Annotated in this window: 9 protein-coding genes; all 9 read right to left on the bottom strand. The window is 74.5% G+C overall.

Annotated elements, in window-relative coordinates; translation table 11 throughout:
• Positions 1–9: 9 nt before the first annotated feature.
• From ABZS77_RS19095 to ABZS77_RS19055, 9 genes are read right to left on the bottom strand one after another with little or no spacing between them, the layout of a single operon-like run.
• Positions 10–1,212, bottom strand: a complete 1,203-nt coding sequence (locus ABZS77_RS19095; RefSeq protein WP_354824206.1) for a cytochrome P450 — start codon at positions 1,210–1,212, stop codon at positions 10–12.
• Entirely contained in the window at positions 1,209–3,260 is a 2,052-nt protein-coding gene (locus ABZS77_RS19090) for a beta-ketoacyl synthase N-terminal-like domain-containing protein (protein ID WP_354824204.1), read from the bottom strand. The genes ABZS77_RS19095 and ABZS77_RS19090 overlap by 4 nt, the downstream gene beginning before the upstream one ends.
• Positions 3,257–6,529, bottom strand: coding sequence for an amino acid adenylation domain-containing protein (locus ABZS77_RS19085; RefSeq protein ID WP_354824202.1), 3,273 nt, complete (start codon positions 6,527–6,529; stop codon positions 3,257–3,259). Before ABZS77_RS19085 ends, ABZS77_RS19090 begins: the two co-directional genes overlap by 4 nt.
• Positions 6,516–10,421, bottom strand: a complete 3,906-nt coding sequence (locus tag ABZS77_RS19080; RefSeq protein WP_354824200.1) for an amino acid adenylation domain-containing protein — start codon at positions 10,419–10,421, stop codon at positions 6,516–6,518. Before ABZS77_RS19080 ends, ABZS77_RS19085 begins: the two co-directional genes overlap by 14 nt.
• Complete coding sequence (locus ABZS77_RS19075) at positions 10,415–15,112, bottom strand: amino acid adenylation domain-containing protein (RefSeq protein ID WP_354824198.1); 4,698 nt, start codon at positions 15,110–15,112, stop codon at positions 10,415–10,417. The genes ABZS77_RS19080 and ABZS77_RS19075 overlap by 7 nt, the downstream gene beginning before the upstream one ends.
• On the bottom strand, positions 15,109–16,164 hold the full coding sequence (locus ABZS77_RS19070) for a MupA/Atu3671 family FMN-dependent luciferase-like monooxygenase (RefSeq protein ID WP_354824196.1): 1,056 nt from the start codon (positions 16,162–16,164) through the stop codon (positions 15,109–15,111). The genes ABZS77_RS19075 and ABZS77_RS19070 overlap by 4 nt, the downstream gene beginning before the upstream one ends.
• Positions 16,165–16,171: 7 nt before the next feature.
• A complete protein-coding gene (locus ABZS77_RS19065) occupies positions 16,172–19,693 on the bottom strand; it encodes an amino acid adenylation domain-containing protein (RefSeq protein WP_354824194.1) in 3,522 nt (1,173 codons plus the stop codon).
• Between the two features lies 1 nt (position 19,694).
• Positions 19,695–19,946: an MbtH family protein gene (locus ABZS77_RS19060; protein ID WP_354824192.1), complete on the bottom strand. Its 252-nt coding sequence runs from the start codon at positions 19,944–19,946 to the stop codon at positions 19,695–19,697.
• Entirely contained in the window at positions 19,943–21,271 is a 1,329-nt protein-coding gene (locus ABZS77_RS19055) for an MFS transporter (protein ID WP_354824190.1), read from the bottom strand. The genes ABZS77_RS19060 and ABZS77_RS19055 overlap by 4 nt, the downstream gene beginning before the upstream one ends.
• Between the last annotated feature and the right edge of the window lie 6 nt (positions 21,272–21,277).

Raw genomic sequence — 21,277 nt, 5'->3', positions numbered from 1 at the left:
CGGCACGACCTACCGGGGTGTCAGGGCCACCGGCAGGGTGCTCAACCCGCTGATGAAGTTCGACGGCAGCCGCCGCACCGGCCCGGTCACCTCGACGGTCCGCACGCTCGCCCGCAGTTCGGTGAGCAGGGCACGGATCTCCTCGCGGGCCAACTGGGCGCCCACGCAGAAGTGCGGGCCGTACCCGAAGGTCAGATGCCGGTTGGGCTGCCGCGCCAGGTCGAAGGTGTCCGGGTCGGCGAAGACCTCCTCGTCCCGGTTGGCCGACACCATCCACAGTGTCACCACGTCGCCCTCGGACAGGGCCCGGCCACACAGTTCGGTGTCGGCCGTCACGGTACGGCCCACGTGCGCCGCCGGCGTCGTCCAGCGCAGGATCTCCTCGGCGCCGCTGTGCACGAGGGCCGGATCCGCCGTCAGCCGCGCCCACTGCTCGTCGTGGGTGGCCAGGGCCAGCAGGCCGCCCGCGAGGGCGAGCCGGGCCGTCTCGTCCCCGCCGATGACGAGGTTGTAGCAGTTCAACAGCACCTCCTCGTCGGTCAGCGGACGACCGTCGACGGTGCCGCCGACCAGGAGGCTGACGACGTCGTCGGCGGGTACGTCGCGGCGCGCGGCGGCCAGTCGGGTGTAGAACAGCAGGATCTCGCTCTGCGCGATGCGGGCATTCGTGCCCGCCTGGTCGGCGGACTCGCCGAGCAGCGCCGCTCCGGTCAGCTCCAGGACGCGCGGCCGGTCCACCTCGGGGACGCCGAGCAGCTCGCAGATCGCCTGGAGGGGCACCTGCGCGGCCACCTCGGCGACGAAGTCCCCGCCACCCCGCTCGACGAGGCGACGAAGGAGGTCGCGGGTGGCCCGCGTGATGGAGTGGGTCACCCGCCGCAGCGTCCGCGGACCGAAGCCGCCGGTGAGCAGACTACGCAGACCAGTGTGGAACGGACCGTCGGTGACCACGAGCATCCGGCCCGCACCCGGGTCGTGACCACGCAGCAGCGTACCGAGCATGTTGCCGCGCATCGAGGTGAAGGTGTCGCTGTCCCGGACCACCCGCAGCACGTCGGCGTGCCGGGTGACCACCCAGAATCCCCTCGCCCCGCTCGCCTGGTGCCAGTGCACGGGGTCGTGGTGGCGCAGCCACCGCCACCTGTCGGTCAGGTCCCGGGTGGCGTGCACGTACGGGTCGAGCAGGTCGACCGTCTCCGGCTCCCCGGTCACTGCGACGATTCCGCCTCGTCGAGCAGTGCGGCGAGCAGGGCGTCGTCCGCGCCACCGCCCAGCTCGGTCAGCCGGGTGACGAGTTCACGGAGGCTGACCGGCTCCAGGAAGAGTTCGATGGGCGCCCGGATGCCCAGGTCGTCGCCGAGCCGGCCGATCAGGTGGACCGCCGTCAGCGAGTCCCCGCCCACCGTGAAGTACGACTTGTCGAGGTCGTCCGGCCCGGCCAGCCCGAGGGTGGTGACGAGCAGCTCGGTCACGGCGGCCTCGGTGACCGCACGGGCGGCCGGCTCGTCGGCGGGCGGCGGGGCCACCGCCTGCGGCGCCGGGGTCCCGCTGGCGGCCGTGGTGAGGCTCAACGCGCCGAGGCTCTCCCCGGCGAACGGGTACGTCGGCAGGTGCGCCCGCCGCGCCCCGCTCGCCGGCGTCGGCCACCTGACGTCCGCACCCGCGACCCAGGAGTCGCCGAGCGCCCGCAGCTCGTCGTCCTGCCCGTCGTACGTCACCTGGCGGCCCTCGGCCAGGGCCTCCAACGCGTCGGCCGCCTCGGCGGTGCCGCCGGCCACCACGTACGCCCGCACGGCGTGCGTGGCCCGTCCGCTGCGCAGGGTGTACGCGACGTCGGCCAGGACCGGCGGTGCGGGCGCGCGCAGCGCGGCAGCCAGCTCGGCGGCCGCCCGACCGAGCTGGTCGGCCGTCCGGGCGGAGATCGGCAGCAGCTCGCGACGGTCCGGCGGGACGGGGCGGTCCGTCCCGGGCGCCTCGGCCAGCACCATGTGCACGTTCGTGCCCCCGATGCCCAGCCCGGTCACCCCGGCCAGCCGCTGGCCGCCGTCCGGTCGGTCCCACGGAGTCGGACGCGTGATCCGCTCGAAGCCCGGCATCCGCGCCAGGTCCGGATGTGGCCCGCTGGTGTTCGCCGTCGGCGCCATGCTCCGGTGGCCCAGCATCAGCGCGACCTTGATCAGGCTCGCCACCCCGGCCGCCGCGTCGAGGTGCCCGATGTTCGACTTGACCGAACCGATCCCGCAGGGCCGGCCAGGTCGGGTGGCGCCGACCGCGGCGGCGGTCGCGGCGAGCTCGACACGGTCGCCCAGCTCGGTGGCGGTCCCGTGCATCTCCAGGTACTGCGCGGCGCCGGGGTCGAGACCCGCCGCCGACCAGGCCTCGACGATCGCCCTGCTCTGCGAGTCGACGCCCGGCGCGGTGAAGCCCACCTTCGTCGCGCCGTCGTTGGTGACCGCCGAACCCAGGATGACGGCGTGGATCGGATCCGCGTCGGCGAGCGCGTCCGCCAGCCGGCGCAGCACCAGCACCCCGACGCCGTTGCCGCTGACCGTGCCGGCCGCCTTCTCGTCGAAGGGCCGGCACCGCCCGTCCGGCGAGAAGATGCCGCCGTCGCGGTACAGGTAGCCGCGCGGGTGCACCGAGTCCACCGAGACCCCGCCCGCCACGGCGGCGTCGCACTCGCCCAGCAGCAGCGCCTGCGCGGCCAGGTGGACGGCGGTCAGCGAGGTCGAGCAGGCGGTCTGCACGCTGAGGCTGGGACCGTCCAGTCCGAGACGGTACGACACCCACGGCGCCAGGAACTCGCGGTCGGTGAGGATGCGCAGTTGCAGCGGCCCCAGCTCGGCGGCGAGCCGGCGGTCCACGGCGGCGGCGAGCATGTGGTCGGTCGGGCTGCCGCCGACGTACACGCCGGTGCGGTGCGGGACGTGGCGGGGGTCGTAGCCGGCGTCCTCCAACGCGCTCCACGTGGTCTCCAGGAGCAGCCGGTGCTGCGGGTCCAGGATCGCGGCCTCGGTGCGGTTGAAGCCGAAGATCTCCGCCTCGAAGCGGTCCGCGCCGTCCAGGTGCCCCTTCGCGGGCACGTACGCCGGATGGGCCAGCTCCGCCGGATCGACACCCGCGGCCCGTAGCTCCTCGGAGTCGAACGTGGCGATCGAGCAGACGCCGGAGTGGAGGTTCTCCCAGTACTCGCCGAGGTGCCGGGCGCCGGGGAAACGCCCGCTCATCCCCACGATCGCCACTGCTGGCGCTTCGGTCATGTCAGGCCACCTTCCACTGTGTCGTCACCGGACGGTCGGGCTCGTGTGGTCCGGTTCATCAGTCGGGCCCGCCGGTCCTGGCCCCGGCGTCGACCCGCGTCGACGCCGGCGGACGGTCCGGGATCGCCGGGACCCTCCAGGTGCGCGGCGAGGGCGGCGACCGTGGGGTACCGGAACAGGTCGACCATGCTCAGTCCGGCGACACCCTGGTCGCGCAGCGCGGACAGCACCCCCAGCAGCCGCAGGGAGTTGCCGCCCAGCTCGAAGAAGTTGTCGTGGACGCCGACCCGGTCCAGCTCCAGCACCTGGCGCCAGATCGTCGCCAGCCGGTTCTCGGTGCCGGTGGTCGGCGCCACGTACCGGTCCGCCAGGTCGGGCCGGGTGCTCGGTGGGGCGGGTAGCCGGGCGCGGTCGACCTTCCCGGTCCGTCCGGTCGGCAGCTCGTCCAGCGGCACCACGCTCTCCGGCACCATGTAGCCGGGCAGCCGCTCGGCGAGCCAGCCCCGCAGTTCGCTGGTGCCCGGCGGCGCGCCGTCCACGCCGACCACGTACGCCACCAGCCGGCGCAGGGACCCGTCGCCGAGCACCGCCGCGACGGCCGCCGCCACCGCCGGATGGCGGACCAGCACCGCCTCGATCTCCCCGAGCTCGACCCGGAAACCACGGATCTTCACCTGGTTGTCGGACCGGCCGAGGTAGCTGAGCGTCCCCTCGGCGTCGTACCTGCCGAGGTCCCCGGTGCGGTACATCCGCTCCCCCGGCCGGCCGAACGGGTTGGCGACGAAACGCTCGGCGGTGAGCCCGGGCTGGTTGGCGTAGCCCCGGGCCAGGTGCGTCCCGGCCAGGTAGATCTCGCCCACCACACCGACCGGCACCGGCCGCAGCCGCCGGTCGAGCAGGTACGCGCGGCCGTTGGCCACCGGGCGGCCGATCACCACCGGCTCGCCCGGACGCAGCTGCGCGGTGGTGGCGTAGATGGTGGCCTCGCTCGGCCCGTACGCGTCGAGCAGCCGGCGACCGGACACGGCCCACCGGTCGACGAGTTCGGCCGGGCAGGGCTCGCCGCCGACCGCGATCGTGCGCAGGTCGGGCAGGGCGTCCGGCGAGCAGGGCAGCGACATCGCGGCCGTGGGTGGCAGGAAGACGTACGTGATGCGGGAGTCCCGCAGCCGCCGGTAGAGCGCCTCGCCGAGCCGTTCGTGCTCCTCGGCGATGTGCAGTTCGGCCCCGGCCACCCAGGTGAAGAACAGGTCGGACACGGCGACGTCGAAGCCGAACGCGACGTACTGGAGAACCCGGTCCGTCGCGGTGACCGGGAACTGTGGGCGCACCGCCGTGGCCAGGTTGGTCAGCGCCCGATGGGGCACGCTCACCCCCTTGGGGGTGCCCGTCGAGCCGGACGTGTAGAGGATGTACGCGGCGTTGTCCGGGCCGGGTGTCCCCGACGTGCTCCGGGGGGCCGGCGCCGGGCGGGTCAGCACGTCGGCCGCACCGGGTGTCACCACCAGCGCCGGCAGGCCGAGGTCCGCGGCACGCCGGGCGGTGGCGGTGCCCAGCAGCACCAGGCGGGCGCCGGCACCGGTGAGCATCTCGCGCAGCCGCGCCGACGGCTGTTCCGGGTCGAGCGGCAGGTACGCGCCGCCGGCCCGGAGCACGGCGAGCGCGCAGACGGCCATCTCGGCGGACCGGGGCAGGCACAGTCCGACCGGGACCTCCGGGCCGACCCCCGCGGACACCAGCTCGGCCGCCAACCGGTCGGCCCGGGTCAGCAGCTCGCGGTAGCTCAGGACGATGTCGCCGCAGACCAGCGCCGTCGCCTCCGGACGTTCGGCGGCGCGGTCGGCCACCAGGTCGGGCACGAGGCGGTCCGGCACGTCAGTCGTGGTGCTGTTCCACTCGTGCAGCATCCGGCGCCGCTGTGGCGCGTCGAGCATCTCGGCGGCGACCGTCGGCCGGTCCGGCCGGTCGAGCAGGTCGTCCAGCAGCACCTGGAAGCCGGGTACCCAGTGCCGGACGGTGGCCCGGTCGAACAGCTCGGCGCGGTAGATGAACTGCCCGACGAGGTCGGATCCCCAGCGCTCCACGTACAGCAGGAGGTCGAACTTCGCCACGTCCAGGACCAGCGGCACCCGCTCGACCCGGGCCGGCGGCAGGTCGAGGTCGAGTACGGTTTCGTCGTCGTACGCGAACACCACCTGCACGACCGGGTCGTGGCTCGGCTGACGCTGCGGGGCCACCGCGTCGACCACGGCGCTGAACGGCGCGTCCTGGTGGTCGCGGCCGGCGTGCAGCAGGTCCCGTACCCGGTCGACGAGGTCGGTGAAGCTCGGCTCGCCCGCCAGGTCGACACGCAGCACCTGGGTGTTCGTCAGGAGGCCGACCATGCCCTGCACGTCCGGGTGGTCCCGGCCGGCGACCGGGATGCCGACGACCAGGTCGTCGTGGCCCGACAGCCGATTGAGCAGCGCGACGTACGCGGCGAGCAGGACCACGAACGGCGTGGTGTCCCGGGTACGGGCCAACCGCGCCAGCCGTTCCCGCAGCCCGACCGGCAGGACGAACGACTCCACCCCGCCGACCGGGGTCTGCACCGCCGGGCGGGGCCGGTCGCCGGGCAGGGCGAGCACCGTCGGCGCCCCGTGGAGCGTCTGCCGCCAGTGGGCCACCGAGTCGGCGTACCCGCCGGCGGCGAGGCGGTCCCGCTGCCAGGCGGCGTAGTCGGGGAACTGGATCGGCGGCGGCTGCGGGGGCGTGCCGTCGCCGTCGCGTTCGACCCGGTAGTGCTCGGCCAGTTCACGCAGCATGATCTCCATCGACCAGCCGTCGCAGACCAGGTGGTGGACGGTCACCAGGATCCGGTGGCCGCCGTCGGTGAGGGCGTACACCCGGCAGCGCAGCAGCGGGCCGGCCGCGAGGTCGAACGGCCGGGCGGCCTCGGCCCGCATCGCCGCGTCGACCTCGGCCGGCGACACGTCCCGGTCGACCCGCACATCGGCGGTCGCCTCGGCGGCCACCACCTGACGGTGCTCGCCGTCGACGGTACGGAAGACGGTGCGCAGCGACTCGTGCCGGGCCACCAGCGCGTCGAGGGCGCGGCCGAAGGCGTTGACGTCGAACGGGCCGTGGACGGCGAACGCGACAGGCACATGGTATTGGGCGCTACCGGCCTGCAACCCTTCCAGCACGAGGAGGCTGGCCTGCGCGGGTGACACCGGGAACTCGTACTCCACCGGCTCGTCGGCGCGGTCGCTCACGTCAGCGGGCAGCATGGTCGGCCCTTTCGAGGAACGGGTCGATGGTGGCGGCGATCTCGGCGAGGGGCCCCGGCCGGAGCACGTCGCGGTGGGCGCAGTCGAGGTCGCGTACCCGGACCTGCCCGGCGGTCCGCCGCCAGGCGGCGGCCTTCACGTCCGAGGTCAGGCCACCGGGTTCCGCGGTGGCCGAGAAGAGCAGCACCTCACCGTCGTACCTCGACGGCAGGTAGGTCCGGGTCAGCCGGAGATGGTGGCCGCCCAGCTCGACGAGCGCGGCGAGCCGCTGCTCGCTCGCACCCCGCAGCGGACCGTCGGCGGTCCGCACCGCCGCGAACACCTCGGCGCGGCGCAGCGGTCCCGGCCGGTCCAGCAGCTCCGGTGGCCCCGCCTGGAGCAGGACGCGCAACATCTCCTGCTCCAGCAGGTCGTCGTGAGGCGCCGCGGGCGCCGGGTCGGCAAGCGCCGTGACCGGCACGGCGTCCAGTACGGCCACCAACCCCACCTCCTGCCCGGCCCGGCGCAGCTGGCTGGCCAGCTCGTACGCCAGCAGGCCGCCGAACGACCGGCCGATCAGCAGGTACGGCCCCGTCGGCTGCGCCGCCCGGATCCGGGGCAGGTACTCCCGCGCCATCTCGTCGATGCTCGGCGGCGGCGGGGTCTGCCCGCCGAGCACTGTCGACTGGAGGGCGTACAACGGCCGACCCGGCACATGCGGCAGCAGCGCCGTGTACGACCAGCCCAGCCCCATCGCCGGGTGCAGGCAGAACAGCGGCGTACGGTCGCCGTCGGCGCGCAGCGTGAGCAGCGGCGCGAGCCCGAGGTCGCCCCGGGGGGCGTCGAGCCGGCCGGCGAGGGCGCGCGGGGTCGGCGCGTCGAACAGCGCGCCGATCGGGATCCGACTGCCGAGGGCGCCCTCGACGGCCGCGACGAGGCGCATCGCGAGCAGCGAGTGGCCGCCGGCCAGGAAGAAGTTGTCGTCCGGGCCCATCGCCGGCACTCCCAGCACGGTGGCGAACAGCTCGCACAGCTTCGCCTCCCGCGCCGAGGCCGGCGTCGTCGCCTCCGCCGGGCCGACGCGGGTCACCCGCCCCGGCAGCGCGGCCCGATCCACCTTCCCGTGCCGGGTCAGCGGCACCTCGTCGACGAGCTGGTACGCGGTCGGCAGCAGGTGGTCGGGCAGCCGCTGCGCCGCGTACCCGCATACGGCCGCGAGGTCGCCGTCACCGTCCAGGACGAGGTACCCGACGAGCTGCTGACCCCCGTCCGGCCCGGCCGTGGCGGCGACCACCGCGTGGCGTACGCCCGGTGCGGAGCGCAGGACGGCCTCGACCTCCCCCGGCTCGATCCGGAAGCCCCGCACCTTCACCTGGTCGTCGGCCCGACCGACGAACTCCAGTTCCCCGTCGGTGTTCCACCGCACCAGGTCGCCGGTGCGGTACATGCGGGCACCCGGCTCGGACGGGTACGGCGAGGCGACGAAACGCTCGGCCGTCCGGGCCGGCTGGCCGAGGTAGCCGCGGGCGAGGCCGGCGCCGGCCAGGTACAGCTCCCCCACGACGCCGACCGGGACCGGGCGCAGCCGGGCGTCCAGGACGTACGCGCGGGTGTTGTCCATGGGACGGCCGATGGGGACCGTGCCGGCGGCCGGTGGGCGGCGGATCGGATGGCAGGTGGCGAAGGTGGTCGTCTCGGTGGGCCCGTACCCGTTCACCACCCGCAGCCCCGCAACCGCCCGCTGGACCCGGCGCACCGCGTCGGGGTCGACGACGTCCCCGCCGGTCCACACCTCGTCGAGCCCGGTCAGGACGTCGGGGGCGAGCTGCGCCACGGTGCGGAACAGCTCGGCGGTGAGCCAGAGCGCGGTGATCCGGCTGTCCGTGAGGATCCGTTTGAGGACGTCCGGTTCGAGTGGTCCGGGTGGCGCGACCACCACGGTGCCACCGGTGAGCAGCGGCACCCAGAGTTCGTAGCTGGCCGCGTCGAAGGTGTGCGGACTGTGCAGCAGCACCCGGGAGTGCGCGCCGCCGGCGAAGCACCGGTCGGCGGCCAGCGCCACCAGGTTCCGGTGGGTCGCGACAACGCCCTTCGGGGTGCCGGTCGAGCCGGAGGTGTACATCACGTACGCGGCGTTGTCGGGGTGGGCCGCCACCGCAACGGGCGCGGGAGCTGTCGCGTCGTCGGCGCCCCGCGTGGTGACGGCGCGCAGGTCGTCGGGGAGCCAGTCCGGCACCCGGTCGGCAAGGATCACCCGCACCCCGGCGTCCCGCACCAGCCGGACCAACCGGGACCGGGGCTGCCCCGGGTCGAGCGGCACGTAGTGGCCGCCGGCCACCAGCACCGCGAGTTGGCCGACCACCAGCTCCGTCGACCGGCCCGCCAGCAACCCGACCGGGGACTCCGGCCCGACGCCCGCGCCGGCGAGCCGACCGGCCAGGGCATCGGCGCGGGCGGCGAGCTCGCGGTAGCGCAGGACACCGTCGCCGGACTCGACCGCCACCGCGTCGGGGGTGCGGGCCACCTGGGCCGCGAACCGCTCGGGCACACTGCCGCCGGGCACCGGGCGTACGGTGTCGTTCCAACCGTTCAGCACGTCGTGCCGTTCGCTGGCGGGCAGCACGTCGACGCCGTCCACGGGCGCGTCCGGGTCACCGGCCAGCAGGTCGAGGGCACGGACCAGCCGCCGCGCCACCAGGTCCGCCTCGGCGGGGCCGAAGCGGTCGGGGCGGTAGCCGAGCCGCAGCCAGAGTCGGTCGGCGGCCACCAGCGTGACGGTCAGCGGATAGTGGGTGGCGTCCCACACCTCGACCAGGCGAGGTCCGGCGGCCCCGGCCGGGTCGGCCGCGCCGCGCGGGAAGTTCTCGAACGCCAGCATCGTGTCGAACAGCTCGCCCACCCCGGCCAGGCGCTGCGTCTCGGCCAGCCGTACGTGGTGGTGCGGGGTCAGCCGCAACTGCTCGTCCTGCACGCGGGCCAGCAGGTCGGCGACCCGCTCCCCCGGCCGGAGCCGGACCCGGACCGGCACGGTGTTGATGAGCAGGCCGACCATCGTCTCCACCCCGGGCAGCTCCGGGGGGCGACCCGACACCACCGCGCCGAAGACCACGTCGTCGGTACCGGTCATCCGGGCGAGCACCAGCGCCCAGGCGACCTGGACGATGGTGTTCACCGTCAGTCCGGCCCCGCCCGCCCGCCGGCGTACCCCGGCGGCCAGCCCTGCGGACAGTTCACACTCGACGGTCGCGGGTTCGACCGGAGTGCGGGACGCCGGGCCCGGCGCGACGAGCGTCGGCTGCCCGAGGCCGGCCAGGGCGTCCCGCCACGCTCCGGTGGCGGCCTCGCCGTCGAGGCCACGGAGCCAGGCCAGGTACTCCCGGAACGGCGGCGCGGACGGCAGCTCGGCGCCGCGGCCCGCGTACAGCGCGGCCAGGTCCCGGGCCAGGATCGGCATCGACCAGCCGTCGACCAGGATGTGGTGCAGCGTCACGATCAGTTCGGCCCGCTGCGCGCCGAACCGGACCAGGGCGCACCGCAGCAGCGGCGGGCGGGTCATCTCGAACCGCCGGACGCGGTCGGCCGCCAGGAGGCGCCGCAGCTCCTCCTGTGCCCCGGCCGGGTCGTGTCCGGCCAGGTCGACCTCGGTCCACGGCACCGACACCTGGCGCGGCACCACCTGCACCGGCCGGGGCAGGCCCTTGTGCCGGAAACAGGCCCGCAGGTTCGGGTGCCGCACGAGCAGCGCCGCCACCGCCTCCCGCAGCCGGTGCGGGTCCACCGGGCCGTCGATCCGGAACCGGACCTGCACCAGGTAGACGTCCAGCCCCGAATCGTCGACCAGGGAGTGGTAGAGCAGGCCCTCCTGAGCCGGCGTGAGGGGCAGCAGGTCGGCCACGGCGCCGCCGGTCACCACGAACCGCCTCCGTCCGGGGCGTCCAGGTCGTCCACCAGGGCGTCGAGCTGTTCCTGGCTGAGGTCCACCAGCGGGAAGTCGGAGCGGGTCGCGCCGCCGGCCCCGGCGGTCGACGCGTGCTCGGCGAGCACCCGCAGGGCGGAACGCCAGTGGTCGGCCAGCTCCCGCACATCCTCGGCGCCGAGCGCGCCGGGCGCGTACGACCAGGTGCTGGCCAGGTACGGGCCGTCCGGGCCCACCCGTGTGACGGCGTCCACGGCCAGCGCCTGGGTCAACGGCAGTGCCTCGGTACGGACCACGCCGAGCAGTTCCGCCCCGCCGGCCGTCGACTCGAAACGGCCCAGGTAGTTGAACCCGACGTCCGGCTCGGGAAGTTTCGCGAGCGTCGAGGCGGTCTCCGGGTTGGCGTACCGCAGCAGGCCGTAGTCCAACCCGCCGGCCGGCACGGCGCGGAGCTGCTCCTTCACCGCTTTGAGCGCCGTGCCGGTGTCGGCCCCGCCGTGCCAGAACGCCCCGGTCGCCGCCGCACCGGCGTCCAGCCGGACCGGGTACCGGGTGGTGAACCAGCCGACCGTGCCGGCGAGGTCCACCCCGTCCACCGGCGCGTCCCGGCCGTGCGCCTCACGGTCGAGGAGCAGGCCGGTGCCCCGGCCCCGCCACCGCACGACGGCCGCGAGCAGCGCCGTCAGCAGCACGTCCTCGGTCCCGCACCGGAAGACCTCCGGGATCTCGGAGAGCACCGGACCGGTCTCGGCCGCCGACAGGTCGACAGTCAGGGTGGCCCGCCGACCGGTGGCGGCCCGCTCGGGCAGCAGCCGGGAATCCGGCCCGGTCAGCACCTCGGTCCAGAGTGGAAGCTGGTCGACGACCTCGCCGGCCCGTACGTGGAGCAGTTCCGTCCAGCGCCGCAGCGACGTACCCGAGACCGGGGCCAGCACCGACTGGTCGGGCCGACCAGCGGTCAGCAGCTGGACCAGCTCCCGGTGCAGGATGTGCAGGGAGACCGCGTCGACGGCCAGGTGGTGCACGGTCAGCAACAGGCGTCCGTCCTGCCGGGGACCGTTGTCGAACCACACCGCCGACAGCAGCCGGCCGGCCTCCGGCGCCAGCCGCACTCGCGCCGCCGCCGCGCGGATCGCCGCCGCGCGCTCGGCCTCGGTCATCGCGGCGGCGTCCACCCGCACCACCGCGTCGACCCGGACCGAGCCGGGCGGCAAGATCTCCAGGGCCCGGTCGTCGGGCGCGGGCCGCAGCAGCCGCAGCCGCAGGGCGCCGTGCCGGTCGGTCAGGATCCGCAGCGCCTCGTCGACACGCCCGGCGTCGAGCGCGGCCGGGACCGGGACGTGCACCGACAGGGCGAACGCGGCCGGCTCGGTGGCGTGCTCGCACCACCAGGACATGACCGGTGTGAGCGGGAACCGCCCCGGACCGGACCACTCGGGTGCGGCGGCCACCACACCGGTACGGGCGAGTACCGCCAGGCCGGCCGGCGTCCGGGCGGTGAAGACCTCGCGCAGGGTCAGCTCCAGTCCGGCCGCCCGGGCGCGACTGACCAGCAGCAGCGCCGTGATGCTGTCCCCGCCGAGTTCGAAGAAGCCGTCGTCCACGCCGACCTCCGGGACTCCCAGCAGCTCGGCGAAGAGCCCGCAGAGCACCTCTTCCGCGACGCTGCCGGGCCGGGCCGACCGGGGTCTGGGCCGGGTCGCCGGAGCGGGCAGCGCGGCCCGGTCCAGCTTGCCGTGCGCCGTGGTGGGCAGGGCGGCAAGCGTGACGATCGCGCTCGGCACCATCTGCACGGGCAGCGCGGACAGCGCGTGCGCCAGGACCGCGTCCGGTTCGAGCCGCGCTCCGGGGCGCGGCACCAGGTAGGCGACCAGTCGCCGGTCGCCCGGGGTGTCCTCGCGCAGCAGCACCACCGCACGGGCCACCGCCGGATGCCCGGCCAGCACCGCCTCGATCTCGGCCGGCTCGATCCGGAATCCGCGTAGCTTCAGCTGCTCGTCGGTGCGGCCGAGGAAGTCCAGTTGGCCGTCCGCCCGCCACCGCACCAGGTCACCGCTGCGGTACATCCGGGCACCGGGCCGCCGCGCGTACGGATCCGCGACGAACCGTTCGGCAGTCGCCGCCGGTTGACCCCGGTACCCCCGGGCCAGGCCCTCGCCGGCGAGGTACAACTCGCCGGGCACTCCCACCGGGACCGGGCGCAGCCGCGCGTCGAGCACGTGCACCGTCGTGTTGGTGATCGGACGACCGATCGGCGGGGCGCCGCCGCCGGGCTCGAGCGGGTCGCTCACCGTCACACCCACAGTGGTCTCGGTCGGCCCGTACGCGTTGTGGAACCGCCGCCCCGGCGAGGCCCAGGCGGCGACCAGCTCCGGTGGGCAGACGTCCGCACCGACGCACACCGTCCGCAGCTCCGGGTACCCGTCGGCGGGCACGCTTGCCAGCACGGCCGGCGGAAGCAGCACGCAGGTGACCCGGCGCTCGCGCAGCACCGTCCCGAGGGCGGCGCCGACGAGCGGGCCCGACGGTGGGATCACCAGGGTTCCGCCGGAGCCGAAGGCCATGCACAGTTCGCCGACGGAGATGTCGAAACTGGGCGAGCTGAGGTGCAGCACCCGGCTCTCCCGGGTCAGCTCGAACCGGCGTACGAACGCCTCGGCCAGGCTCGCGATGCCACTGTGGGTGACCACGACGCCCTTCGGCCGGCCGGTCGAGCCGGAGGTGTACATCAGGTAGCCGGCACCGGTGGGCACCGTCCGGGCCACCGCGCCGCCCGGTTCGCCCGCGAGGTCCGCCGGATCCAGCACCAACCGGGGTACGCCGGTGTCCGGCAGTGCCGCCACCGCCCCGGCGTCGGCGACCACCAGCAGCGGCGCCGCGTCGTCGAACAGCAACCGGATCCGGTCGGGCGGATAGTCCGGGTCGACCGGCAGGTACGCTCCGCCGGCCCGCTGCACGGCGAGCACGGCGACGACCGTCGCCACGGTACGGCCCAGCGCCAGCGCCACCACGCTCTCCGCGCCGACGCCGTGCTCCCGCAGCCGGCCGGCGAGCCGGTCGGCCCGGTCGAGCAGTTCGGCGTACGTCAGCGAGAGGTCGTCCGACTCGACGGCGACCGCGTCGGGTGTCTCGGCGGCCCGTCGGGCGACCAGGTCGGCGATCGACGTCGGTGGTAGGTCGACCCGGCCCCCGTCACCGGCCGTGCGCAGTCGTCGCCGTTCGTCCTCGCCGAGCAGGGCGACCGCCCCGACCGGCACCTCGGGTTCGGCGAGCAGCCCGGCCAGCAGGACCGGGAAGCTGTCGGCCCAGCTCCGCACCACCTCGGCCGGGTAGACGTCGGTACGGATCTCGAACGTGCCCTCGATGCCGTCCTCGGTGTCCCGGGTGATCCCGACGACGTCGTGTTCGCCGCCGGTGTGGACCCGCTCCGGCTCGGCGATCTCCCGCAACGCGCGGACGCTCTCCTGTCGGTTCAGATGCATGAACACCCACTGGAACAGCGGGGACCGGCCGTGCGTCCGCGGCGCGCCGACGGCGCTCACGATCCGGCCCACCGGCACGTCGGCGTTGGCCAGCATCCGGGGAAACCCGGTGGTGAACCGGCCGAGCAGGTCGCCGAAACTGTCGGTGGGCCCGATCCGCCAACGGGTGGGCAGGGCGTTCATCACGTAGCCGATGACCCGGTCGAGACCCTGAGCCGAGCGGTTGGCGGTCGGGGTGCCGATGACGAGGTCGGTCCGCCCGGACAGCCGGTACGCCAGCACCGCGAACGCGGTCATCAGCACGCCGTACGCGGTCGCGCCGCGCTCGCGGGCGAACGCCCGCAGGGTCGCCTCGGTCGCGGCGTCGATGTGGAACGGGATCTGCCGGATCGGGCTGTCGTTCGCCGGTGCGACAGCCCCGGTGCCGCCCACGGTCAACGGCTCGGGCGGGTCGACCAGGCGCTCCCGCCAGAACCGGAGCTGCGCGTCGAACACCCCGGCGGCCTCCAGCTCACGCTGCCAGGAGGCGAAGTCGGCGTACTGGATCCGCGGACGTCCCCGTCGGGGCGCGACGCCGGCGCGCACCGCCCGGTACGCCTCGACGAACTCGCCGTGCAGCACGTCGAAGGACCACCAGTCGGTGACGATGTGGTGCAGCGCCAGCACCAGCGTCGAGCGGGTGTCGTCGACGGTGATGAGGCATCCGCGCATCAGTTCGTCGCGGCCCAGGTCGAACGGGCGGCGGCTGAACGCCGCGAGTTCCTCGGACCGGGTCGTGCCGCTGTCCCGAAGGTCGATCCGTTCCAGGACGAACCGGTCGGCGGGGAGGAATTCGAGGCGTAGGTCGCCGACGGCGCCGGCGATCCTGGTGCGCAGGATGTCGTGCTGCTCCCGCACGATCGTCAACGCCCGCTCCAGGTCGGCGGCCGCCACCGGACTGTCGAAGTGGTAGGCGCAGCAGAGGTTCAGTGCCGCCGTACCCGGATAGAGCGACTCGTAGACCCAGAGGTCCTCCTGGGCGAGGCTGAGCGGCACCGGTCCGTCGTCGTCCCGTTGCGGCACGACTGCGGGGACCTCGCCGAGCCGGTCCGCCTCGACGAGCCGGCGCAGCAGCCGGACCCGCTGCTCGCCGCGCAGCGCGGCGAACCGGGCGGCCGTCGAGGCGCTGGCCGGGACCGCGCCGGGCGCACCGCTTGACACCGTCATGCCGTCAGGTCCTTTCGCAGTTCGGCAAGCCGGCGCAGCCCGGCGAGGATGTCCGACCGGTCGAGGCCGAAGTCGACGAAGCAGGCCACCTCGTCGCAGCCGAGGTCGCGCAGGTCGAGAAGGGATCTGCGGCAGGTGTCCGGTGAACCGAGCAGGCTCCCCCAGCCCAGGTAGCGCTGCCTGGCGAATTCCACGAGCGCGTCGGTCTGCTCGGCGGTGAGCGCCGCGGCCCGGCCGTCGCCGGCCCGGTTGGCGGCCGTCTGCGCCACGTACGACCGCAGGTACGCCCGTAGCGGCCCGCTCGTCAGCCGGCTGGCCTCGGCGTCGTCGGTGCCGACGTACGTGTGCGCCATCAGGGTGACCGTGCCCCGGTCGGTGGTGCCCAGCTGCTCGGGCGCGGCCTGGTACGCCGCGCGGTAGCGCCTGATCTTCTCCGCCAGCTCCTCCCGGGTCTGCCCGATGGTCGCGCCGAGCACGTTGGTCCGCAGCCCTCCGGCCGCCGTCCACGTCTCGGGGCTGCCGGAGGTCGTCAACCAGATGGGGAACCTCGGCGACACCGGCCGGGGCTGGGGTCGTACCGCCACCGGACGTCCGGTGCCGTCGGGCAGTTCGACCGCCTCACCCGCCCAGAGTCGGCGCAGCAGCGTGATGTCGGCCAGGGCCCGCTGCCGCCGGTCGGCGTACCGGTCGGGGGCCAGGACGAAGTCGGTGGAGTGCCAGCCGGTGGCCACCGAGATGCCGGTGCGGCCCCGGGAGAGGTTGTCGACCACCGACCAGTCCTCGACGACCCGCAGCGGGTGGTGCAGGGGCAGCACGACACTGCCGGCCCGTACGGCGATCCGGTCGGTGACCGCCGCGAGCGCGGCGGAGAGCACCGGCGGGCTGGGGAAGACCTGCCCGACCTGCTGGAAGTGCCGCTCGGGGGTCCACACGGCGGTGAATCCGAGCGAGTCGGCGACCCGGGTGATCTCCAGGATGTCGTCGTACTTGGCGGCATGGCCGGCGCCGCTGTCGCAGTCGTCGGCGCCGAAGAACATCACGCTGAGTTCCATGGTGTCGTCACTCCTCGCCGGGGGAGGTCCGGCCGGAGCGGACCCGTGGGATGCGGGGCAGGCGGGGAATCGGGGTCGTGGCGACCGTCGGCGCGTCGGTCAACGCCCGGGCCAGCTCGGCGACGGTCGGGGCGGCGAAGATGTGGCTGGCGGTCACCGGCAGCCGTTCCACGGTGGCGAGACGCGCGGCGACCCGGACCGCCCGTAGCGAGTTGCCGCCCAGGTCGAAGAAGTTGTCGTGCGCCCCGACCCGCTCGACGCCGAGCGCGTCGGCCCAGAGCGCGGCCAGCCGTCGTTCCAGCTCGGTACGCGGCGCCACGTGGACCGGTCGGCCGGACGGCCGCCGGGGCGGCGGTGCCGCCGCGTCCGCACCCGCTGGCAGGGCCAGCCGGGCGTCGAGGTCGGTGAGCCGGGTCTGCGGCGCCTCGACCATCACGTCGAGCACCCGCAGCAGGGCGTCCGCCAGCCACTGCATCACGGCGTGGTCGAAGACCTCCGCCTGGTACTCGACGGTCACCGCGATCCCGGCCGGCGTACGGTCCGGGCCGTAGTCGTCGGTCACGTCCACCAGCAGCTCGAACCGGGCCGCGCCGGTGCGGATCACCTCCGCCCCGCTCGGGACGCCGTCCACGGCGAGACTGGTCCGCACGTTGTTCTGCAGGACCAGCACGACGTCCACCAGGGGGTGCCGACCCGGCGAGCGCGGCGGGTTGAGGTCGGCCACCACCTGTTCGAACGGCACGTCCTGGTGGGCGAAGGCCTCGACGTCGACCTCCCGGATCCGGGTCAGCAGCTCGGCGAGCGTCGGCTCGTCGGACAGGTCGGTCCGCAGCGCCAGCATGTTCACGAAGAAGCCGACCGCGTCGGTCGGGGCGACGGTCCGTCCGGCGATCGGCGCGCCGACGGCGATGTCGTCACCCGCGCCGGCCCGCCTCAGCACGACGGCCAGCGCCGTGTGCAGCACCATGAACAGCGTGGCGCGGTGCCGCCGGCCCAGCTCGACGAGCCGGGCGTGCACGCCGGCGTCGATCTGCCGGAGCACGGTCTCCGCCCGGGGGCCGGGGGCGGTCGGCCGGTCGGCGCGGCGGGGCAGGGCCAGCCCGCCGGGCAGGTCGGCCAGGACCGACCGCCAGTAGGCGAGCTGCCGGGCGGCCACGCTGTCCGGGTCGGCCGGGTCGCCGATCCGCGCCCGCTGGTCGACGGCCACGGCGTGCCGCACCGGCGGCTCGGGTGCCGCGCCGACCCGGCGGGCCGCGTACACGCCTGACAGGTCGTGCAGCAAGGGCGCCAGCGACCAGCCGTCGGCGGCGATCTGGTGCATCACCAGCAGCAGGGCCGCGCCGGGTTGGTCGGCGTCGACCGTGTACACCACGGCCCGGAACGGAGGTTCGGCGTCCAACCGGAACCGGTACCGGGCGGCCGAGGCGACCCGCTCGGCGAGGTCGGCGTCGTCGGCGACCCGGACCACCTCGGTGTCGAGCCGCGCCTGCCCCGCCGGCAGCACCCGCTGCTCCGGTTCACCGTCGTCGACGGTGAACACCGTCCGCAGCGCCTCGTGCCGGTCGAGGAGATCCTGGAGCGAGACCAGCAGTGCGGCGGTGTCGACCTCGCCGCGGAGCCGGACGAGGATCGGCACGTTGTAGGCGATTCCCGCGTCGACCTGGTCGAGGAACCAGAGCCGCCGCTGGGCGAACGACAGCGGCGTACCGTGCCCGGCGCTCCCGGCCCCGACCGTCGGCGGCAGGTGGGTCGAGTCGCCTCGGGCCTCGTCCAGGCGCCGCGCCACCGCGGCCACGGTGGGCGCCTCGAACATCGCCCGTACGCCGATCTCGGTGCCCAGCACGGTGTGGATGCGGCTGAGCAGCCGCGCCACCCGCAGCGAGTCGCCACCCAGGTCGAAGAAGTCGTCGTCGACGCCGACCGACTGGACGCCGAGCACCTCGGCGAACAGCTCGCACAGGGCCTTCTCGGCGTCGGTGCCCGGCGGACGTGACGCCCCGGGCCTGTCGGCACCTGGTAGGTGCGCCGGCAGGGCCGCGCGGTCGAGCTTGCCGTTGGCGGTCAGCGGCAGCGCGTCCACCGCGACCACCACCGCCGGCACCATGAACTCGGGCAGCACGGTGGCGACGTGGGTACGCAGTTCGTCCCGCCCGGGTGCGCGTTCGCACCCCTCGGCCGGCACCACGTACGCCACGAGTTGCCGCTCGCCGTGACGGTCGTCGGCGGCCGCCACGGCGGCCCGTTCCACCGCCGGATGCCGGGTCAGCACCGCCTCGACCTCGGCCGGTTCGACCCGGAAGCCCCGGATCTTCGTCTGGGCGTCGACCCGTCCCACGAAGTCCAACGGCCCGTCGGCGCCCCGGCGGACCACGAGGTCCCCGGTCCGGTACATCCGTTCACCGGGCGCGCCGAACGGGTTGGCGACGAACCGGTCGGCGGTGAGTCCGGCGCGGCCGAGGTAACCGTCGGCCAGGCCGGCCCCGGCTGCGTACAGCTCACCGACCTCGCCGTCCGGCACCACCCGCAGCCGCTCGTCGAGCACGTACGCGGCCTTCCCGGCCAGTGGCCGGCCGATCGGCACCGAGGCGCTCTCCGTCTCGGTGCGGACCACCGGGTGGGTGGTCACGAAGATCATCGCCTCGACCGGCCCGTACCCGTTGCGCAGCCGCAGCCCGGGGAAGCGGTCCAGCGCCCGGCCGACGTGCGCCGGTGACAGCGCCTCGCCGCCCACCAGCAGGTCGCGGACGCCGTCGAGCGCGGCCGGGTACTCGTCTACCAGCACGTTGAACAGGCTGCTGGACAGGTACATCGCGGTGACGCCGTGCTCGCCGACCAGACGGGCCACCACCACCGGGTCCATGCGGTGCCCCGGAAACAGCACGCACGTGCCACCGTGCAGCAGCGCGCCCCACAGCTCCAGCACGAAGGCGTCCCAGGAGACCGGCGCGCACTGCAGCCACACCGCGCCGGGCGCGGTCGGCAGGTCGTCCTGCCCGGTCAGCGTGCCGACGATCGCGTGGTGCGGCGCCGCGACGCCCTTGGGCCGGTCGGTCGAGCCGGAGGTGAACATGACGCACGCGAGGTCTCCGGGTCGGGCCCGGCCGGCACCCCGGGGCAGCTGTCCTCCCTGGTCCACGTCCACGTCGACGAACCGGGCTCCGGTCCCGAGCCGCCGCACGGCCGCGTCGGTCCGGGCGACCACCAGGGCCACGCCGGCATCCTCCGCCATGCCGCGCAGCCGTTGTGCGGGAAAGGCGGGGTCGAGCACCAGGTATCCGGCACCGGCCTTCAACGCCGCGAGGATCGCGACCACCAGGTCGACACCGCGCTCCAGGTGCGCCCCGACCACCGTGCCGGGCCGCGCGCCGGCATCGGCGAGGCACCGGGCCAGGCGGTCCGCGCGCGCGTCCAGGGCGGCATAGGTCACCCGTTCCGGGCCGTACACCAGTGCCGTCGCGTCCGGGGTACGGGCGACCTGCTCCTCGAAGACCTCGTGTACGCAGCGGGCGCCCGCCCGTTCGGAGCCCACCTCAGGAGCCCGCGGTTCCGGTGTCAGCCGGGACCCGGTCGGCGTCGGCGGCGTCCCGTACGAGGCTCGCCGGCCGGATGTCCGACCAGTGGGTCTCGACATGGGACAGGCATTCCGCCCTGCCGGCCGGACCGTGGACGGTACGCCAGCCGTCCGGAACGTCGATGTCGACCGGCCACAGGGAATGCTGGTTCTCGTCGTTGACAAGCACCAGGTATTCGCCGTTCTCGTCCTCGAACGGATTGCTCGTCATGTCGGCACCTTCCTCTCTTCCCTTTGCTCGGCAACGCCATCCCAGTCGGGGAGAATCACGTCGATGTCGCGGAGCGGGCGGTAGGCCATCCCCCACACCGCGACGGCTATCCCGCATCCCCCGGCGATCAGCAGCATCGCCGCCATACCGCTGCCGGGGCCGCTCCCGACGACCGGCTGGAGCAGTCCCACCAGCCCGCTGCCCGCGGCGGCCTGCGGCTCGAAGACCCCGTCGGCGACCAGCCCGGAGCTGACCATGGCCAGTGGCGCGGAGATCTGGGACACGAACATCACCGCGCCGAAGACCCGGCCCTGCCGCTGCGGGGGCACCTTGGTCTGGATGATCGCCTGCATGGTGCCGTTCACAATCGGCATGAGCAGTGCCCCGACCAGGATGGCGGCGCACCAGGCGGGGACGTCGCGGGACGCGGCCAGCAGGACCTGGGAGGTCAGGCACATGCCGACCACGCCCAGCAGCATGCCCCGGATCCGGGACTTCGGGCCGCCCCACACCCCCATCAGCAGGCCACCGAGGATCCCGCCGACGCCGATGCTGGCCATGACGCTCGCCAGCGCGGACGCGTCGTTGCCGGTGCGGGCCAGGATCATCGGCTGCACGATGGCGTACCCGAAGACCATCACCAGGTTGACCACGAAGATGACGAACACGAGGCCACGCAGGCTGGGTCGTACGAACAGGTACCGCAGTCCGTCGAGGGACTCGGCGCCGAGTCTGCGGCGGGGCTCGGCGGTGCCGCCGTCGCGAGGCTGCTCGTGCAGCCCGGCCGCCTGGATGGTGAGCAGGGCGAGGACGAAGCTGAGCAGGTCCACGAGGAGGATCGTTCCGAGCCCGGAGGTGGCGACCAGCACCCCGGCCAGGGCGGGTCCGCAGATCTCCGCCGTGCTGCGGGCCGTCCCCAGCAGACCGTTCGCGCGTTGCAGCTGGTCCTTGGCGACCAGCAGGGGGATCGCCGAGAAGAGCGCCGGGTACTGGAAGGCGGCGGCGGCACCGAGGAGCGCGACGGCCAGGTAGATCTGCCAGAGCTGGAGCTGCCCGGAGAAGTGCAGGGCCGTCAGCGCGCCCACGACCACCAGCCCACCGATGTCCGCGAGTTGCAGCGCCGTCCGCTTGCGCAACCGGTCCACCAGCGCCCCGGCGGTGGGGCTCAGCAGCACCTGCGGCAGCACCGCGAGGACCGAGAGGAGCACGACCGCGGTGGCCCGCTGGCCGGACGTCCAGGCTTGCACCACGAAGGCGAACCGGAGGACCGAATTTCCGATCAACGTGACGAGCTGCCCTGCCCAGATGATGCCGAATCTGCGCATGAACGG

Origin of the sequence: Micromonospora sp. NPDC005298, assembly GCF_040607375.1 — a bacterium.
In the GTDB taxonomy this organism is placed as follows: domain Bacteria; phylum Actinomycetota; class Actinomycetes; order Mycobacteriales; family Micromonosporaceae; genus Micromonospora.
The sequence above is the reverse complement of the archived record's forward strand: the minus strand, read 5'-3'. Positions and strand labels throughout refer to the sequence as shown.

Coding starts and splice junctions, on each gene's coding strand:
- ABZS77_RS19070 (WP_354824196.1), bottom strand. CDS start 16,164: ATGGAACTCAGCGTGATGTTCTTCGGCGCCGACGACTGCGACAGCGGC.
- ABZS77_RS19090 (WP_354824204.1), bottom strand. CDS start 3,260: ATGACCGAAGCGCCAGCAGTGGCGATCGTGGGGATGAGCGGGCGTTTC.
- ABZS77_RS19060 (WP_354824192.1), bottom strand. CDS start 19,946: ATGACGAGCAATCCGTTCGAGGACGAGAACGGCGAATACCTGGTGCTT.
- ABZS77_RS19085 (WP_354824202.1), bottom strand. CDS start 6,529: ATGCTGCCCGCTGACGTGAGCGACCGCGCCGACGAGCCGGTGGAGTAC.
- ABZS77_RS19075 (WP_354824198.1), bottom strand. CDS start 15,112: ATGACGGTGTCAAGCGGTGCGCCCGGCGCGGTCCCGGCCAGCGCCTCG.
- ABZS77_RS19055 (WP_354824190.1), bottom strand. CDS start 21,271: ATGCGCAGATTCGGCATCATCTGGGCAGGGCAGCTCGTCACGTTGATC.